Origin of the sequence: Streptomyces violaceus (assembly GCF_036014075.1) — a bacterium.
GTDB lineage: Bacteria > Actinomycetota > Actinomycetes > Streptomycetales > Streptomycetaceae > Streptomyces > Streptomyces violaceus.
The window spans coordinates 7,951,062-7,968,711 of record NZ_CP107911.1 but is presented as its reverse complement, the minus strand read 5'-3'; the positions used below and the strand labels follow the sequence as shown (position 1 = coordinate 7,968,711).

Annotated in this window: 12 protein-coding genes; all 12 read right to left on the bottom strand. The window is 71.4% G+C overall.

The genetic code is table 11. From position 1 onward, the window contains the following. Nucleotides 1-14: 14 nt before the first annotated feature. The 12 genes from OG542_RS35920 to OG542_RS35865 all read right to left on the bottom strand — a co-directional run bounded on the left by OG542_RS35920 (nucleotide 15) and on the right by OG542_RS35865 (nucleotide 17,263). Complete coding sequence (locus OG542_RS35920) at nucleotides 15-1,154, bottom strand: hypothetical protein (protein ID WP_328416413.1); 1,140 nt, start codon at nucleotides 1,152-1,154, stop codon at nucleotides 15-17. Next, nucleotides 1,147-1,521, bottom strand: coding sequence for a hypothetical protein (locus tag OG542_RS35915; protein WP_328416411.1), 375 nt, complete (start codon nucleotides 1,519-1,521; stop codon nucleotides 1,147-1,149). The genes OG542_RS35920 and OG542_RS35915 overlap by 8 nt, the downstream gene beginning before the upstream one ends. Before the next feature lie 8 nt (nucleotides 1,522-1,529). Then, a complete protein-coding gene (locus tag OG542_RS35910; protein ID WP_328416409.1) occupies nucleotides 1,530-2,231 on the bottom strand; it encodes a hypothetical protein in 702 nt (233 codons plus the stop codon). Continuing rightward, nucleotides 2,228-2,917, bottom strand: coding sequence for a hypothetical protein (locus OG542_RS35905; RefSeq protein WP_328416407.1), 690 nt, complete (start codon nucleotides 2,915-2,917; stop codon nucleotides 2,228-2,230). Before OG542_RS35905 ends, OG542_RS35910 begins: the two co-directional genes overlap by 4 nt. A 39-nt stretch (nucleotides 2,918-2,956) precedes the next feature. Further along, entirely contained in the window at nucleotides 2,957-9,793 is a 6,837-nt protein-coding gene (locus OG542_RS35900) for an eCIS core domain-containing protein (RefSeq protein WP_328416405.1), read from the bottom strand. Next, complete coding sequence (locus OG542_RS35895) at nucleotides 9,790-10,116, bottom strand: hypothetical protein (RefSeq protein WP_328416403.1); 327 nt, start codon at nucleotides 10,114-10,116, stop codon at nucleotides 9,790-9,792. The genes OG542_RS35900 and OG542_RS35895 overlap by 4 nt, the downstream gene beginning before the upstream one ends. Beyond that, nucleotides 10,107-12,239, bottom strand: coding sequence for an ATP-binding protein (locus OG542_RS35890; protein ID WP_328416401.1), 2,133 nt, complete (start codon nucleotides 12,237-12,239; stop codon nucleotides 10,107-10,109). The genes OG542_RS35895 and OG542_RS35890 overlap by 10 nt, the downstream gene beginning before the upstream one ends. 32 nt (nucleotides 12,240-12,271) lie before the next feature. Then, nucleotides 12,272-13,180 carry a DUF4255 domain-containing protein gene (locus OG542_RS35885; RefSeq protein ID WP_328416399.1) on the bottom strand — a complete coding sequence of 303 codons (909 nt, stop codon included), beginning with the start codon at nucleotides 13,178-13,180 and terminating at the stop codon, nucleotides 12,272-12,274. Nucleotides 13,181-13,253: 73 nt separating this feature from the next. After that, nucleotides 13,254-14,006 carry a hypothetical protein gene (locus tag OG542_RS35880; RefSeq protein ID WP_328416397.1) on the bottom strand — a complete coding sequence of 251 codons (753 nt, stop codon included), beginning with the start codon at nucleotides 14,004-14,006 and terminating at the stop codon, nucleotides 13,254-13,256. Further along, nucleotides 13,999-14,733, bottom strand: coding sequence for a T4 family baseplate hub assembly chaperone (locus OG542_RS35875; RefSeq protein WP_328416395.1), 735 nt, complete (start codon nucleotides 14,731-14,733; stop codon nucleotides 13,999-14,001). Before OG542_RS35875 ends, OG542_RS35880 begins: the two co-directional genes overlap by 8 nt. A gap of 106 nt (nucleotides 14,734-14,839) precedes the next feature. Beyond that, on the bottom strand, nucleotides 14,840-15,364 hold the full coding sequence (locus OG542_RS35870; RefSeq protein ID WP_004003113.1) for a phage tail protein: 525 nt from the start codon (nucleotides 15,362-15,364) through the stop codon (nucleotides 14,840-14,842). Nucleotides 15,365-15,397: 33 nt separating this feature from the next. After that, complete coding sequence (locus tag OG542_RS35865; protein WP_328416393.1) at nucleotides 15,398-17,263, bottom strand: phage tail sheath subtilisin-like domain-containing protein; 1,866 nt, start codon at nucleotides 17,261-17,263, stop codon at nucleotides 15,398-15,400. Between the last annotated feature and the right edge of the window lie 387 nt (nucleotides 17,264-17,650).

Here is a 17,650-nt window from a genome sequence, read left to right as displayed (position 1 = left end):
CGTGGGTGGTGCGGTTACGGCCGGACGTAGTCGCTGCGGGCTTCGAGGCCCTCCCGGGAGAGGGTGAAGTTCTGCTGGTACGAGCCCGGCCGCAGGTTGTGCGTGACGGACTTGACGTAGTAGTCGCCGTCGTAGGCGCGTCCGGCGCCCCGTACGCCGACGAGCTGGCGCGGCTGGAGGATGTAGCCGTGCCGGTTGACGTCGAGGGAGCCGGAACCGGAGACGACGTCGGCGGAGACGGCCGCGCGGGCGAGCAGTTCGGCCTCGGCCTGCTCGCGCTGCTGCTTGGCGGTGCCGGACAGCGTCTTGCGCTTCAGGGCCGGGGTGGGGCGCCTGCCGAGGGGCGGCCGCAGCGGGCTGATCGGCGGTTGCGGCAGCAGGGTGGACTGCCTGGTGCCGGGGTCCTGCCAGCGTGCCTGCGGCTCTTCCCTCGCGGTCCCGTCGTAGGCGAACGTCATCTGGTCGACGGTGGACTGGGCGTCCATGTTGACGTTGAGGGCGTGCTGGCGGATGCCGAGCCGGACCTCGGGGCCCCAACGGGCGGAGGACTGGCCCGGGTTGGGGCCAGGCTCCAGGTAGAAGGTGTAGCCGTTGGCGCGGGCGAGCTCGGTGACGTACTGGAGGTCGGTGCCGGTCTGGTAGTGCACCCGCAGGTCCTGGTGCGGGGGCTGGGCGACCTTCTCGGTGTAGACGTCGGGCCGGATGCCGTAGTCGGAGTAGCGGCGCAGGATGGCCAGGGCCCGCTCGGAGGGCGGCAGGTTGGGGTAGCGGGCGGTGCGCTCCTCCAGGTCCATCAGCAGGGTGAGGTCCTCGCCGGTGATGGTGAGGGTGGAGTGGCCGGGCCGGTTGCTGGCACCGACCTCCTGCCGCACGACCAGCCCGTCGAACAGCACGGCGGCCGTGCCCCGCACGTTGACGGTCACGATCAGCCGGGTCTTCGGATCGAAGAACCCCTCGGGCAGCAGCCGACGGCTGATGATGCCGTTCTTGGTGAGGTCGAAGGCGAGCTGGAAACCGCTGCGCTCGCCCGCGGTGGCGGTGATCTGCGCGGAGAGCAGGGCCTCGGTGACCTCGGCGGGGACGGGGCGGGCGAGCTTGGGCCCCATGAGGAGGGTGATGTGCACGGGGCCCTGCCCCACGGGCAGGTCAAACACGCCGGTCCCCCTGCGGGAAGCCGCCGGCGATCGGTATGCCGATGATCCGCCCGGCCTCGTCGGTCAACTCGCGTGGATCGAGCACGGGGTTGGCATCGGCGATCTGCCACCACTGCCCCGGGTCGCCGAAGTACCGCTGGGCGAGCAGGTCGGGCCGCTCCCCGGCCCCGACGACGTGGGGGTGGGTCTCCTGGTGGCCGTCGTCCTCGAGGGGCGGCAGCAACCGCCGCTTGGTGTACCGGACTTCGCTCCCGTCGGGGCGGCGGTGCACCCCGATCTCGGCGTCGTGGTACCGGCTGGTGCGCGGATAGGGATGAGCCCCGGGTATGGCGTCAAGGGCGCTCTCGTACGGTTCGATGTCGGCCATGGTGTGGTTCAGCCCCTCCTGATCGATGCGCTCGCCACTGCCCCGATGCCGCCGCCGAGCCCCAGCGCGCCGAGGCTGCCGCCCCGGGCGGAGGCGGCCAGCCGCTCCTTCTGTGCGAGATGCGCGAGGTAGAGATCGGCACCGCGATGCCCGGCGGGCAGATCGCTGACGGTGAGGATCTTCATGCCGATGCTGAGGGAGGCGCGGATGGGATTGAGGTTCACGTCGAAGGCGGACTCGTTCACGGACAGCTCCGTCAACCGCACCGGCATGACCCGCTTGCTCCCCCAGGTGAACAGCGTCAGCGGCATCTCGATCGGGCTGATCTCGATGGCACCCTTCTGCGACAGCCGGCTGGCGGCACGCAGCTGCGCGGTGGTCGGCTGTACGAGCATCTCCAGCGTGGCGAGCTGAGGATGAATCCCGTCGGGCGCCGCGACCTCGAACTGATCCGTCGCGTCAATCTCGGCGGTGAACTTCCAGGTCTCCTGCGCGGGGCCCTTGAGCCGCAGCGCCTCGTTCCGGTCCCCACTCCCGGTGCCGCCGCCTCCCGCGTCCCCACTGTCACCGGCCGACTGGGGGCTCACGCTGCGTTCGAGGGTGTCCGGGTTGAACTGCAGCACGATGATGCGCTGCGGGGCGCCGGTGTCGGGGTTGACGACGACGATGCCGGAGCGGATGGGTTTGGGGATGTCGGCGTAGCGGGTCACAGTCGCTCCTGGAGGCGGGCCCGCAGGTCCGTGTAGTCGTGGTCGGGGAAGAGGCGCGGGAAGACGTCGAGCATTTCTCCCAGCTCGTCCCCCAGACCCACGAAGTCGTCGTCCGCGAAGGAGACGTCGCAGAACAGGAACTGCCAGCCGAACGTCCCCTTGGTGAGCGTGAGGGCGTCCAGATAACGGCAGTAGTCGAGGGCCATCCGGAAGCCGCCCAGGTTGTAGTGGAAGTCGTGGTACCAGACCTCCGGGGTGGGGGTCTCCGGGTTCAAGCGCAGCGCCGCGAAGGCGCCCGTCCCGCTCACCGGGTGATCGTCCAGCACCCTGAACTCCGCGTACCGCTGCCGTTCGTCCTGGGTCATGAGCTCCGTCGCCGTGGGCGGCGCCTCGGTGGCGACCACGGCGGGCAGGTGCGTAATGCAGAACTCTCCGGAGAGGCTGTTCTCCGAATCTTCCATGCTCCAACTGGCCGAGCACCGGTCGAAACGAACGAAACAGTCCTTGAGCGTGCTGTCCAGGGAGATACCCGTGGACACCGTGATGTCGGCGAATGCCGCGCCGACGTCCTCGCACGCGGGGTCGACGGCTCCGGGCAGGGCGTCGTCCACCTCGAATGCGGACACCTCTCGCAGTTCGCTCATCATCAGCCGCAGTCGTCGTTCGGCGGGGTTCAGGTCGGTCATGGGGTAGCTCCGTTCGTCAGGCGTGGTGCCGTGCCGTGGTCAGTAGGAGATCAGTCCTTCAATGTGCCGTGCGCGGATCTCCGCCTTGACCGTGCTGAACTCGCTCTGCAACGGGCTGCTGGTCGCCTTCAGGTGTTTCTCCAGCCGCGTGGTGAGATCGCCGACGTTTCGGAACCGCCGCTGGCGGGACAGCTTCCTGATCTCCGCGGCCATCTTGGTGGATGCCTTGAAGTATTTCGAGAACATGCGGTCCTCTTCGCTCTGCCGGTTCACTTCGATGAACTTCGGCAACGGAATGTCCTCGGTATAGCGGTGCTTCGGCGCCGTGATCGGCGGCCTTTCCTTCCACGTGTTCCCGGACTTGTAGTGGTAGTTCCACCTGGTCATGACGTTCTCCGGGAAGAACTCGTGCGGATTGCTGCGGAACTTGACCCGGACGGTGTACCAGATCGCCTTCCCCGCCGCCGACCTCGCCGTGTTCGCTTCGTCTTCGACGCCGAAGTGGAATCGTGTGTTGATGTCGCCCGGCGCCGGTACGAGATTCGAGCCGGAGGCCAGGCCGCCCAGCTTGAAGGGCAGAAGGTGCATCTTGACGAAATTGTTCGGCTTCTGAGAAAGGGCTTGGCTCCACCCCACGGGGTTGGGTGGTTTCTTGTTGTGCAAGCCTGCCGGCTGCCCCTTCGGAATGCCCTGTTGCAGGTAGTAGGCCTTGAAGTTCCGTGCCCGTACGTTGTCCACGAACGGCGGGAACACCACGGGAGGAATGTCGTTGTTGTTGTTCGTGTCGCGTTCTTCGAGGAGGCGGGCGAGTTTGACCATCGCCGCCTGGAGCCGCTTGTACTGCCAGGACCGGATGTTGGTGGGGATCGGACGGCTGCCGTAGTTCGCGGTCGTGTAGCGGGGCGACATGCTGTTCTGCATTCCGTCGACGTTCTGAGCCAGCGCGTCCGCCTTGTTGACGGCGGTCGTCTGGGCGTTCTTCTCGGTACCTGCGGGCATCGTCGCGATGTCCGACTGCCAGTCGGCGAAGAACGCGCTCATCGCCTGCTGCACACTGCGCACCACGAGGTCGGCGCTCTGCGTACGGCCGTTGAACAGCAAGGTGTGCACCTCGCCATTGGTCATACGGAACCGCACCCGGGGAAGCGGCGGCGCCTGCTGCTGCCTGGTCTCCTCCCGCCGCCTGTCGTTGTCACGGCGCCGGTTACCGTCCCTGTCACGCGTGCGGTCCCGGTCGCGTCGGCGCCGCCACTGGTCTCGCAGCCGGCGCAGCCGGTCGTTCAGACGGTTGCCGAGCCGGCGGCGGGCCTTCCCGTAGAGCTTGCGCGCCGCCCGGCGGGCGCGGTTGACGGCCGCCTTGACCGTCTGGCGGGCGCGCCGGAGCGGGCTGCGGCGAGGCCGGTCACCGGACTGACGGTCCCGGTCCCGCGAGCGGAGGTCGGGCGTGCTGTCGGTGTCCCGGCGGCGCTCGTCGGGGCGTCGCCTGTCGTCCGTACGGCGGTCATCGGGGCGCGTGTCGCGGGCGTCACGGTCACGGCCGTCCCTCCGGTCGGCGCCGGGACGGTGCCGGTCGCGGAGCGTGACCCGGGCCGGGCCGCGGCGGTCGGCCCCGCGGCCGCGCTCGTCCCTGTCGCCGTCACGCATCCTGCGCTCGGCGTCCCGTGCTCGGCGCCTGGCCGCGTTCACATCGCGGCCATCCTCGCGACGTTCGTCGTCGTCGCGGCGCTTCTTCGGGCGGGTGGTGTGGGCAGGGCGAGGCTTCTTCTCCGGAGTGGAGCGCTTTCCGGGGCGGGGCTTCGACGGTGGGCGGGAGGTCTTGTCCCGGGACGGCTTGCGCGGCGCCGACGGGCGGTCAGTCGGCCTGTCGTCCGTGCGGTCCGCCGGGCGGTCCGGAGCCGGGGTTCGGTCCTCGGTCGGTGCCGGGTTCTCGTCCTTGGGCTTGGTGGGGGCGCTCGGCGGGGCCGGGGCATCGGACGGGCCCGGCTTGTTCTCCTTGCGGAGGTTCTTGAGCATGTCGCCGAGTCGTTCGGCCACCTTGCCCATGAAGCGGCTGACGCCCTCGATGAGGAACTCGTAGATCAGTTCCAGCAGGGCCACGACACCCGCGGCGACCGCCTTCGCGAAGGGCAGGGCGCCGTTGCCGCTCTTGACCGACTTCAGGAAGTCCATGAACAGGCCGAAGGCAGCCAGGATTTCACTCAGCGCTCCCCACGCGATCTGGAGGGCGTCGATGATGGCCGCGACCCAGCCCGCGCCGGGGATGAGCTTGGCGACGACCTTCTCCACGACCAGCACGCCGATGATGACGGGCAGTTGGGGCACTGCCTCGTCCCAGGCCATCTGTGCCATCTGCTCGACGGTGACTCCGCCGGAGATCAGCTCCTGGAAGTCCTCCATCGGGATGCCGATGATTTCCTGGACCTTCTGGTTGAACCAGGCCTTGACGGCAGCCTTGGTCTCCTCGAAGAGGTGTTCCTTGGCGCCCGTCTCCGCGGCGGCACCGGCCTTGCTGATCCAGTCGCCCGGGTCGGAGACGATGTCGTTGAAGATGGCCGCCCACTCGCCGAGCGCGGCGACCGCGGCGGCACCGAACTCCAGCGCGCCGACGGTGGCCGTCTCGGCGATGTCGACCGCTGCCAGCAGGCCGCCTTCCAGTACGTCGAGGCCCGCCAGGAGCGCGCCGCACAGGCCGTCGAGGAGCTTTCCGGCGACCTCCTTCAGCGCGTCGGCCGCCTCGTTGACCTTCTGCACGGCCCAGTCGCGCGCGCCGTCGATGGTGTTGCGCCACTTGTCGCGCATCGCCGGGTAGTCGGCGAGAAGGTCGTCGCCGAGGGCGATCAGCGCGTCGGCGAAGGTGTTGATCTGGTCGATGACCCAGTTGCGGGCGTCGTCGATGAGCTTGAAGACCTGCTGCTTGAACTTGTCGATGAGGTCGGTGACGACCTGACGGGCCTTCTCGAAGACGCTCTTGATGGCGTTCTTGAGCTTCTCGAAGAACTCCTTCAGCTTCTCGATGGCCTCTTCGAGCCAGTTGTCGGCGTCGTCCTTGCCGTCCTCCTGTTTCTTCTCCGCCTCCTTCTCGGCGTTGGTCTGCTCGTCGTCGATCTTCTTGTTGTCGTCCTCGGTCCGCTTGTCGACGTCCTTGTCGGTGTCCTCCTCCTTCTTCTTGATGTCGTCGCGGACCTTGTCGTACTTCTTGCCCTTCTTGTCGTCGATCTCCGAGACCTTGTCGTCCTGTTCCTTGCGCCACTGGTCTCGTGAATCGGCGATGTCGGAACGGCCCTTGTCGCGGGCGTCCGACTGCTTCTTGCCGCTGGCGGAGACCTCCTTCTGGAGGTCCCGGTCGTGCTGCTTGCGGTCGTCGGCGGCCTTCTTGTCCTTGGTCTGCCGCTCCTCGCCCATCTTCTGGCGGCCCTGGGAGAAGCCCGCCTGGATCTGCGGGCCCCGGTCGTGCTCGGCGACCGCGGAGGCCGACTCGATCGGCACACCGCCGCCGGACACCGACCGTGCGCCGCCGGCCTTCGCGGTCTTCTTCCCCCCGGCCACCTTGCCGGTCAGGGTCTCCTTGGGCACGTCGGGATAGATCTGGTCCTCGCCCATCGGGCGGGCCGCGTCGTCACGTCCCGACTGGTGCAGTTCGTCCTTCCGCTCGTCGAGCTTCCGGCCCTGCTCGTCAGTGCGCTGCGGGTCCGAGTCGTTCTCCAGCGGAAGCCTCGGGGCGTCGCCCACGCGGGCGTTCTTCAGCCCCTCGTCCTTGGTCGGCAGCCCCAGGATGGAGTCGATCAGGTCGTCGAGTGGAAGGATCTCCTTCAGCAGCTTGCCGAACAGCTGGGCGCCGATGGTGACGGCGATGTCCCACCAGCTCGGCTCCGGCACGTTCGCGCCCGGAACCTCGCCTTCCGGTTTCTGTTCGCCGCTGATCTCGGGTGTCTTGCCCTGAGCCGCGTCCGTGCGCGCGACCTTGGCGTTCGTGTACGTGCCCGGGGCCGCCGCCCGCGGGCCGCCAGGGACCGTGCGCGGGGAGCCGGAGGGCCGCTGCATCTGAGGCGGCGCCTTGCGCAGGGTGGTGCGCTCCTTGTCGACCGAGCGGCCGACCGCGCTGTCGACGCCCTTGAGCGTCTCCAGGGCCTGGTGCGGCTTGAGCCCCGCGGCCGTCGACAGTCCGGACTCAGGGGTGGCGTTGGAGACGTCCGGGGGCGGGGCCTGCTTCTTGGCCTTGGGGTTCGCCTTGGAGCCGCCGGATGCGGAGGGGCGGCCGCCGGAGCGGACGGGTGCCGAGGCCGGGGACTTGCGGCCGCCGCCTCCGCCGCCGCCCCGGCGCGACGCGGTCTTCGCGGCCTTTCGTGCCGCCTGGCGCTTGCTGCCCGCCGGGCGGGAGCGCGAGCCCGTGGAACCGCCCGATGCTCCGCCGGATCCCGGGGACTCGGCGGCTTTGGGGGTGTTGGTCTTCGCTTCCGGTCCTGCGGCCATGGGCGAAGGCCCGTTGCCCGGTGCCAGTTTGGGCGCGCTCGCGGGTCCCGGGGTGGAGACCTTGTCCGGGCCGCTCTCCGGGCCGGGAGTGGTGGCCGGACCCTTGCCTTCGGTAGCCCCCTGGCCGCCGCCGGGTGACGTTTCGGGTGCGGGAGCCGTCTCCCCCTGGTCCCCAGCGGTCTCACGCTGACCGTTCGCCGAGCCGGCCTCGGGCTTGTCGGCCTGCTTGTCCTTGCCCTTCTCGACCCCGGAGTCGGCCTCCTTGCCGCCACTGCGGTCGGGAGCTCCTGCTTCCGGCTTCTTGGCGCTCTGAGCCTGGCTCTCGCCGCCGCCCTTCTCAGCGCCGGTGCCCGAGGCCGAACCGGGGCCCTGCGCACGGGCGTCCTCGCCCGCCTTGGCCAACTGGTCCGGCGCGGCGGTCTCCCCCGGCCCCGCGGCCGCCCCGCTCGCAGCGGCGTCCGAGGCCCTGGCCTCCTCGTCGCGCCGCGCGGCCTCGGCGTCCTCCTTGCGTTCGTCCGACTGCTCCCGGTCCCGGTCCGCCCCGGCGGCGTCCGCCGTCGAGGCCGCACCGGGAGACGCCGTACCGAGGCCACCACCGATTCCGGAGTGATCGGTCTGCTGCCCGGAGTCCGGCCCGAAGGTGACAGTGTCCGGGACGTCGTCATCCGCCGCCGTCTCCGCGGACGACGGAGCGTCCTGAGCGGTCCCGGACCGCTCGTCCTGCTGCGCCCCGTCCGACACCGAGGCGACGTCCGTGGACGGCAGCGGGGGCCGTGGAGCCGTGCCCTTCTCCCGTTCCTCGACGAGGCTCGCGTTCTTCGCCGCGTCGGTGAGCCCGAGGAGGTCGGCCTCCGAGGGGGGCGCCTCCCCGCCGCCCGGCGCCTCGTCCGTCCGAGCGTCCTCGTCAGCTTCGTCCTGCTCGGACTCATGAACGAGCCCCAACGGCTCGTCGTCCGCGTCCTGTTCGTTCTCCGGGTCGCCCACCGCACGGGCCGTTCCGGTGTCCCCGCCGGTCCGGGACTTCTCGCCGGGCTCGGCGCCGCTGCGGTCTACGGTGCCCGGGGCAGGGGCCTGGCGGCGGGTCGCCTCGGACGCGCCCTCGTCCTCGCGCCGCGACTGCTCCCCGGCCTGCTTCTCGGGCTCCTGGGCGGCCTCGTCCTCGGGTCCGCCCTGGTCCTCCTCGGCTTCGCGCTCGTCCTGCTTGTCCTGGTCCTGCTGGTCGCGTTCGGTGTCCGAGGCGTCCTTGCGTTCGTCGGCGGCGTCTTTCTCGGCATCCCGGCCGGAGGCGTCCTTGTCCTCCTGCTGGTCCTGCGAACGCTCCCGCTCGTCCTCGGAGCCCTCCTGCTGCCGCCCGGCCGAGCCCGCCCCGCCCTGGGCGTTCTCCTGGTCGGCGTCGCCGGAGGCGGATCCTCCGTCCTGGTTCTCGGCGTCCTCTTCCTGTTCGCCACCGGGACCGGACCGGCCGTCCTGCGGTTTCCCGCCGGGCTTGCCGGGCTCGTTCGGCCGTAGGTCCTGTCCGGGGGCGGGATCGGCCTCGGAGTCCTCGCGGGCGCGCTCCTCCTCGATCTCCTCCGCCGCACCGGGGACAGCCAGCGGAGCCGCCGCGGCATCCATCGGCAGCGGCCCTGCCCGTTCCGTCTCCTCCACGCCCTCCAGCAGCCGGTCGACGACGGGCCCGGGCAGCCGCAGTTCCAGCCGGTCCAGGACGCTGTCCTGCACCTCGGGTGCCATACGGGCCAGTTGGATGCGGACCCGGCCCGACCGGTCCTCCGGGTCGCCGCGCAGGGAACGCAGGAGGCCGTTGGCGAGGCGGTCGACGAGGGTCGCGGGGTCCAGTTGCTCCGTGCGGCGGCGATCGGCGTCGACGGTGGCGTAGCGGAGCCAGCCGGGGGTGGCCTGTGCCTGGTCGAGGTCCGAGGCCGCGTCCGGGCCTTGTTCCGGGTCCCGGACCAGCTCCTGCGCGGCCGACTCGGCCTCCCGCTCGATCGCCTGCTGCGGCAGGCTCACCGCGCCCAGGTCGCGGCCCGCGCGCAGCGTGCCGAGGCCGTGCGGGTTCTGGACGGTGTGCAGGAGTTCGTGGGCGAGCAGGCGGCGGCCCTCGTCCGTGCCCGGCCGGTACGCCCCCTCGCCGAAGAAGATGTCCTGGCCGACGGCGACCGCGTCCGCGCCGAGCAGGTCCGCCAGCTGACCGGCGTCCCGTCCGGTGTGCAGGCGTACGCGGCTCAGGTCGTGCCCGAGGCGCTCCTCCAGCTCCCTTCGTACGCCAAGGTCGAGGGGCTGACCGGCGCCGCTGACGATGTCCTTCGGCTCGGGGGCACGAGACTTGGCCACACGCTCCTTGCGCTTGCGGCGGCGCTGCTCGGCGGACTGCTCGGAACGGCTGTCCTGGGCCGGGGAGTTGCTCATGACGTCACCTCCCCGCGACCGCACAGGCCTTCGTGGACCGCGCGGGCCAGTTCCTGCCCGAGGCGGCGTGCGGACAGACCGGCGGGCAGCGGTGGCAGGCCCGACAGGACATCGGCCGTCCAGGGGCCGTCGGCGGGCACGCCGCGCTCGCGGACCAGCCGGGTCAGCTCGTCCTCGAAGGCTGCCGAGACCCGGTCGGGGTCCGCGCGGAAGCCGTCGAGGACCAGCTCGCCTATCTCGACGCGGATCTCGCGCGGCGCCCGCGTCGCACCGGTCTGCGTCACACCCGCCGGCTGGGTCACACCCGTCCGTGTCACACCCATCCGCGGACCTCCGTCGGCGTCAAGGAGCGTTCCAGCTTGAGGTATTCGGTTCGCGCTCCCGCGAGCATGTGCCGCATCTGGAGCGCCTCGCCCTCCTCGGCTGCGAGGAACGCCCCGGACAGGGCGATGTTGCGGATCGAGCCGCCCGCCACGGTCAGCTGCGCGAGCAGCTGCGGGTCGATGTCCTTCACCGGCGCTTGCGGCGGCAGCACGCGGCGCCAGATCTCGGCGCGTTCGTGCTCGGCCGGGAAGGGGAAGTCGACGACGAAGCGGATGCGCCGCAGGAAGGCGTTGTCCAGGGCCTTCTTCATGTTGGTGGTGAGGATGGCGAGGCCGCGGTAGGCCTCCATCCGCATCAGCAGGTAGCTGACCTCGAGGTTGGCGTACCGGTCGTGGCTGTCCTTGACCTCGCTGCGCTTGCCGAACAGGGCGTCGGCCTCGTCGAAGAGAAGGAGCGCGCCCCCGCGTTCGGCGGCGTCGAAGACGCGGCGGAGGTTCTTCTCGGTCTCGCCGATGTACTTGCTGACGACCTGCGAGAGGTCGATGACGAACAGGTCGAGGCCGAGTTCCTTCGCCATCACCTCGGCGGCCAGGGTCTTACCGGTGCCGGAGCCGCCCGCGAAGAGCGCGGTGACGCCCAGGCCACGGCGCAGGGTCGCCGCGAAGCCCCACTCCTGGTGGACCATGGCGCGCTGGCGCACATGCGCGACGATCTCCCGCAGCACGCCGGTCTGCCGCTCGTGCAGCACGAGGTCGCTCCAGCCGGCCTGCGGTTCGATACGGCGGCCGAGTTCGTCCATGCCGACCCGGGCCTCGTCCATACCAGCCCGCCAGGCCAGGCCGGCGGCGTCGAGCTCGTCCTCGTGGGGCAGTTCACGGCGTACGGTGGCGGCGGCGGACCGTACGACGTGCGGCGGCAGCTTGAACTGGGCGATCAGGGACCGCAGTTCGGTCTGCTCCAGGTCGGCCACGTCTTCGAACGCGTCTGTCCACAGGGCCAGTTGCTCCTCGTCGTCCAGGTGCGGCACGCTCACCCGGGTACCGTGCGGGCGGTCCGTGCGGCGGGGGTCGGCGCTCGACACGACGACGGGTACGGCGGCTCCCGCCAGGAACGCCTCCGTGGCCGCCTGCTGATCCCGGTCCGGCTCGCCGAACTCCAGGAGCAGCGCGGCGGGCAGCAGGATCGCCTCGCGCTGCCACAGCCGGGCGAACCGATCGCGCTCGGCGGGGTCGACGGGGATGTCCTCGGCACTCAGCGCGTACAGCCCGAGCCCGGCACGCGCCGCGGCCGCTGCGGCGATGTCGGCACGGCTGCGCAGGTCGCCGCCGACCAGTTCGACGAGCAACGGCGCGTCGGGGCGGGCGCCGTCCGTCCAGCCGGCCGCGACCCCGCTCGCGGCGAGGTCGTACGACGGCGGCAGCCGGTCGGGCACCGGCGTGCGGCGCAGCTGACCGTGCAGCCGGTCGTCCAGGTAGGGCGAGCCGAGCAGGAAGTGCAGGATGCGTTCGTCGAGCCGGAGCCGGGAGGTCGTCAGCCGCGACGTGTCGTCCAGCTCCACGATCCGCCAGCGACGCAGCGGCGAAACGGGCGGCAGCGCGCTCCAGTGCGGTTCGTCGAGGGCGGCCAGGGCGAGCGAGAACGTCGGGTACGCCCGCTCCGGATCCCCACTCGCGGCGGCACAGCGGGCGCCGGTCGTCGGCTCCAGCTCCTGCGCGGCGGCGAGCAGCACGAGGTCACGCTCGAAGACGGTGAGCCCGAAGCAGGTGACCAGGGCGTCGAGGGGGACGATACCGGGGCCGTCGGCGGCGGCCTCAGGGACCTGCCCGGCGCCGGGCGATGTACCGACGCGGTCCCGCGCGGTGGGGCCGTCGGGGTCCCGCGAGGCGCGCTGCGCTGCTGTGCCGCCAGAACCTGTACCCGTGGCGCGACCCACACCCGGACCGCCGGAGTCCTGCCCCGAGCCGCGACCCGAGGCCGTGCCACCGAGCTCCTCTCCCACGGCCCGACCCGCATGAGCGTCGACGCGGGCCAGGACACGCCGGATCTCGGCCGTCAGCGTCGTGCCGGCGTCCAGCGCGGCGGCAGCCGTCGCCCCCGCCTCGGCCGTGCCGTGCGCTCCCATGTCCTCACCTGCCCCCGTCGCTCCCATGTGCCTCAGTTCTCCGTGTCCTCGTCGCCGTCCGTGTTCTCCGTCGCCGGCCGGGTCTGCGGGGACTTGGCCGACTTGGTGGCCGTCTTCTTCGCGGCCCTGGCCGGCTGCGCCGGCTTGCGGCCCCGGGCCGCCCTCGCGGGCGCCTTCGCCGCTGTCCTGGCGACGGCCTTCGTAGGCACGCCGGAAGACTCCGCGGCCCCCTTCGGGGAAGAGTCCGCACCGTCCTGCGAGGGCGTCCCGCCGCCCGTGTCCGGAACAGCACCGGGCCGCTCCCCCACGGTCGGCGGCTCCGGAGCGCCCTGCGCCCCGAACGGCAGCACCCGCACCTCCGGCCGCTCCACCGGCTTCGCCGGTACCGGTGTCTCGCGCCCGTCGATGAGGACCAGTACGGCCTGGTAGACGACCGACAGCGTGTACGGCGTCTGGTGGAGCATCCCCCACAGCTTGGACGTCTCGTCGACGTCCATCACCGTCGGCGTGAACCGCACCCGCTGCACCGCCTCGGCCAGGTCGCTCCCGCTCAAGTGCGGTCGCTGACCGGCGAGTTCAATGATGTCCCGGGGCAGTACGGGTATCTCGTGCAGGGTGCGCACGACCGAGCCGATCAGTCGCTGCCCGACCAGTTCCGCCTCCTCGCCGTACGCGCTGATCAGGTAGTGCAGGTCGAGCGCGGCGGCCGGCCGCCGGACCAGCGTCCCGTCGGACGCCCGGGCCGGCAGGTCGTTGTTGCGCTGCGAGGTGTTGGGCGTGACCTGGTACAGGAACACGGTGATGGTCGGCTCGAGAGGCGGGTCGGCCGGCGGCTTGCGCGGCTCGACCTTCACCGCGATGTCGATGTCCGGCGGAAGGTTGGCCTCGATCAGCAGGGCGAGGGCCTGGGTGACGTGGGCGAGGGCAAGTGCGTTGCTCATGGCGTCGGTTCCTCGGTCCCTCTCCTCGTACTGGTCCTTCTCGTCGTACGGCTGCCGTGCCGTCGCGGCTCACTCACTCGCGCCCCCTGGCCAGATAGTCCGCCAGGCTGACCGTGGCCCGGGGGCGCTCCGTGTCCCGTGGCCGGGGCCTGTCGCCACCGCCCTGCGGCGCCCCGCCCGCGGTGACCTCCAGCCGCCCGATCTGCACCTGCACCACCTGCTCGGCCGGGCGCCCCGCACGGCGGGCCGCGGCCTGCCGGACAGCGTCCCGTGCGGCCGCCGTGTCCGCCGCGCTGGGGAGCAGCGGGGCGGACACGGCGGCGGGGGAAGCGGTGTCCGCACCAGGGGGGGTCGGCACGGACACCGCGTTCGTGGGGGCCGCCCGCTCGGTACGGCCCCGGCCCGCCGCGCGGCGCGCGGTGTCGGGGGCCGGCCGCAGCACGGGGCCCGTGGGTGTGACGGGACGCAGCAGCGGCCCTTCGGACTCGGCCGGCCGGGCCGGACGAACTGCGGGCTCGTCGGGTGCGGGGACGGGCTCGGTCCGTACGACGGTCCGCTCCCTTTCCGTACGGACGACCTCGCGGGCCGCAGGGCGCGTCCCGTCCGGCCGGGCGACAGGGGCCGGGGCGGCGACGGGCCACAGCGGCCCGGTACCGTCCGGGTCCGGTGCGGCGGCCCGTACCGCCTCGACGCGTTCGAACGGACCGGCCAGCCGCGGCCGTACGCGCACAACGCCTGAGCGCTGCGCGGCGGGCGCCGCGTGCCGGGCGAGCAGCCGGTCGAGGAAGTCGGGCTCCGGCCGCCCTTCCGAGGTGGAGTCAGACATCCGCACACAGCTCCAGGTAGTAACGGCGCCGCATCGGGCTGAGCGCCAGGATCTCCGGCTCGCTCCAGCCGTACGCGGTGGCGAGCAGATGGACGTCGAGCAGAAGGTCCCGGGCCCAGGCGTCCAGTTCGGTCCACAGGTAGGAGGCGATGTCCAGCTCGGCCCGGGTGGGCTCCCCGCATTCGGGGCAGGCGATGGTGAGCGTGACGTCGGCCCCCGGATCAGCGGCCTGGGCCGCCTCGGCGATCCGCCGCTGTACGGCGACGGGCAGCGTGTCCGCGGACACGGGCTGCCCGTCGCGTACGGCGGTGACGAGGCAGCGGGCCAGCAGGGCCCGCCGCGGGTCGGCGTCCCGGGCCGCCGCCGTCAGGTCGGCGACGCCGGGCACCCGGAACTCGACCTCCCAGCCGTCCTCGGCGACCCGCACCAGCGGATCGCCGCGGTCGGCCAGGGTGCGGCCGAACTCCCCGGCGTCCAGCTCGAACTCCATGTCCGCGCCGCACGCCGCGCACTCCAGACGCACCTGCATGCGCTCGCCGAACAGGGCCCGGCGCAGGGCGAACAGGTCCGCCTCGCGCTCCCCCACCGGCAACGCCAGCAGGGCCTGCCGGTCGCCGCCCAGATCGGGCCGGGCGGCCCCGTGCAGCAACAGGGAACGCCCGGCCGACGCCTGGGCCACCCCGCTCTCCCAGGTGGCCAGGAACTCGGCCGCCTGTGCGATGGCCATGCCTCCCCCAACACGTGCCCCATAGGGACGCGGGGGACTGCGCGACCAGCCCCCGCGAACCCGCAGACGAACAACGACCCCACCGCGGCGCTTCCCAGCGGAGCGCCTACGCCGGATTAAGGAACGACGGCTCCTCCGGCTCGGGCACCTCGTAGTCCCGCTCCCAGCCCTCGCACTCGAGCTTCAGCGACTGGATGGCCACCGCGTTGGCGTTGGCGTCCAGTTCGCCGAGGACCTGGTACTCGCTGGGCCAGGTCCGGTACAGCTTGTGCGAGACGGCGACCTGGCCGGCCTCGTTGAGGACCTGGATCACGATGTCCTTGCGGAAGTCCGCGAGGGACACCTCCGAGCCGAGGCCCGCGCCAACCTGCCAGACCTTGTTGGCCCAGCGGTCGAACTCGGGGTCGTGCGTGACACCGCGCTCCAGGGTGATGCCCTCGAACTCGGAGCGGCCCGGCGACTTGCGCGGGGACGAGGGGTCGCCGCCGTGGCGGTGTTTGACGACCTCGGTGGTCCGCTTGAGCGGACTGATCTTGCTGATGCCCGCGACCGTCCGACCGTCCCACAGGACCAGGAACTTGAAGTTCTTGTACGGGTCGAAACGATGGGCGTTGACCGTGAACTCTGCCATCGAAATGTCCTCAGGGATTCCTTGGAGCGTTCCTTAGAGCGCGAACTGGCCGGACGTCTGCTGGATCTTGACGATCACGAACTCGGCCGGGCGGACCGGCGCGATGCCGACCAGGACGTTGACGATGCCGTTCTCGATGTCCTCGTCGGTCGTGGTGTCGCCGTCGCACTTGACGAAGTAGGCCTCGCGCGGCGTGCCGCCCTTGAAGGCGCCCTGGCGGAAGAGCGTGTGCAGGTAGGAGGAGGCGCTGAGGCGGATCTGCTGCCACAGGTTCTCGTCGTTGGGCTCGAACACCACCCACTGCAGGCCCCGCTGGAGGCTCTCCTCGACGTGCAGCGCGAGCCGCCGGACGGGGACGTACTTCCACTCGCTGTCGAGGGCGTCGGAGCCCTCCAGCGTGCGGGCGCCCCAGACCACCGGGCCGGTGACCGGGAAGGTGCGCAGGCAGTTGACACCGAGCGGGTTGAGCAGGCCGGTCTCGCGGTCGGTGAGGCTGACCGTGAGCGAGTGCACGCCCGCGAGCCGCGCCTCGGTGCCGGCCGGGGCCTTCCACACGCCGCGCTCGGAGTCCGTACGGGCGATGACGCCCGCGACCGCGCCGGACGGCGGGAAGGAACGCAGCCGGCCCGTGAGCGGGTCGGTGAGCTGGAGGTGCGGGAAGTACAGGCCCGCGTGGTTGCCGCGCACGGCGTCGAACGCGGCGAGCCCGGCGCGGGCGGTGTCCACGCTGACCCAGGTGCTCGGCGCGTCGACCAGCAGGAAGATCCGCCGCTCCTGGCACAGCCGCTGGGCGGCCGAGACGACGGTGACGGCGTCCTCCGCCTTCTCGTACGCCGCGAGTTCGGGCAGCACGAGCAGGTTGACGTCGGCGACACCGCGCAGCGCCTGGATGCCGGACTTGTCGGCCTCGGAGCCGATGAGGTCGCGCGGGCCGGGCGCCTCGCCGTCCTCGCCGCCCTCCAGCGGGAAGACGGGCGGGTTGACGGAGGCCTCGAGGCCGAGGTCGTTGGCGCACTCGCCGAGGAAGCGGACGACGTCCTCGGGGTCGGTGGAGCCCGCGACGACCTGGACGCGCCGGCCGAAGGCGGTGACCTCGGCACCGGCGAAGGCGTGCTTGCCGGGCGCGTCGGGCAGGGCGCGCAGCTTGCGCTCCAGCAGCAGCGCCAGCTCGGCGACGGAGCTCGGGGCCTCGCCGTCGCAGTCGGGGTCGTAGAGCGTGAACTCCCGCTCGACGTCGCCGATCTTGACGGTGAGGTCCACGGCCAGGTCGGGCAGCTCGTGCCCGAACGGCTTGGAGACGGTGCCGGACGGGTCGGGCCTGCCCTCGCCGACGACCTCGACGCGGATCAGCCGGGAGCCGGCGTTGACGACGGTCTGCACGTACCGGCCGTTGGACGGGTCGGCGGACAGACCGGTGAAGCTCTCGCGGGCCTCGCCCTTGGCGTCGTGGACGTGCAGGTTGAAGGTCTCGTCGGGGCAGGGCGTGTCGTAGTCGACGGCGACGCGCAGGCCGTTGCCCCACACGCCGGGTTCCTTGGCGTGCACCTTGAGGACGTCGCACTCGCTGTGGCCCTCGGTGGACTCCAGCGTGGCGCAGGCGGCCTGGCCGCTGCCGGCCTTGGCGACCCGGACGATCACGGCGACGGTGCCGCCGTTGCCGAAGAACTGGTGAACGGCGTAGCCGACGGCGCTCTGCGCGCTCAATCCCCCGAAACGGCGCTCGAACTCCGTGAAGCTGGTGACGCGCACCGGCTCGTTCAGCGGACCGCGGCGGGTGTGGCCCACGAAGGCGGTCACCGAAGTGGTCAGGGTCGAGATGGTGCGGGTGCTGCTGGGAAGCTCTTCGACGTAGACGCCGGGATACGTCGGCTTGGCGGCGCTCACTGCACTCATCGGCATTCCCCCTCCTATCCCTGTCTCGGGCACCGGATGAAGGCACCAAGAGATGGTGAGGGAGAGACGTTCCGGTCGTGCGCGAGGAACTGCCCCCCGAGTGTCGGCGGTGGGCACGCGCACCTCATCAGTTCCCCCGTCAGTACCCGCGCGATTCGGTCGCACAGGTCAAGCAGCGCGCTTGTGACTCCTGATGCTCAAGTGCTCAACCCACCTTGGTGCGTTCGAAGTTGACCGAACAAGACAGGTTCTGGCCAGCAGGGTAGAAGGTTTTGTGAAGGCGAACTTCCCTGATCCGCACATCCTGCCCGCGCGCCCTCGTGGACTGGTCCACACCTCGTGCACAGCGGGTGTGGACGCGAAGGGCGAACACGCCTGGCAGACCCCGCATTT

Bases quoted from the DNA above. Each gene is read 5' to 3' on its own strand.
- OG542_RS35875 (WP_328416395.1), bottom strand. From the start codon at position 14,733: ATGGCCATCGCACAGGCGGCCGAGTTCCTGGCCACCTGGGAGAGCGGG.
- OG542_RS35900 (WP_328416405.1), bottom strand. From the start codon at position 9,793: ATGAGCAACTCCCCGGCCCAGGACAGCCGTTCCGAGCAGTCCGCCGAG.
- OG542_RS35880 (WP_328416397.1), bottom strand. From the start codon at position 14,006: ATGTCTGACTCCACCTCGGAAGGGCGGCCGGAGCCCGACTTCCTCGAC.
- OG542_RS35885 (WP_328416399.1), bottom strand. From the start codon at position 13,180: ATGAGCAACGCACTTGCCCTCGCCCACGTCACCCAGGCCCTCGCCCTG.
- OG542_RS35915 (WP_328416411.1), bottom strand. From the start codon at position 1,521: ATGGCCGACATCGAACCGTACGAGAGCGCCCTTGACGCCATACCCGGG.
- OG542_RS35870 (WP_004003113.1), bottom strand. From the start codon at position 15,364: ATGGCAGAGTTCACGGTCAACGCCCATCGTTTCGACCCGTACAAGAAC.
- OG542_RS35890 (WP_328416401.1), bottom strand. From the start codon at position 12,239: ATGGGAGCGCACGGCACGGCCGAGGCGGGGGCGACGGCTGCCGCCGCG.
- OG542_RS35895 (WP_328416403.1), bottom strand. From the start codon at position 10,116: ATGGGTGTGACACGGACGGGTGTGACCCAGCCGGCGGGTGTGACGCAG.
- OG542_RS35905 (WP_328416407.1), bottom strand. From the start codon at position 2,917: ATGACCGACCTGAACCCCGCCGAACGACGACTGCGGCTGATGATGAGC.
- OG542_RS35865 (WP_328416393.1), bottom strand. From the start codon at position 17,263: ATGCCGATGAGTGCAGTGAGCGCCGCCAAGCCGACGTATCCCGGCGTC.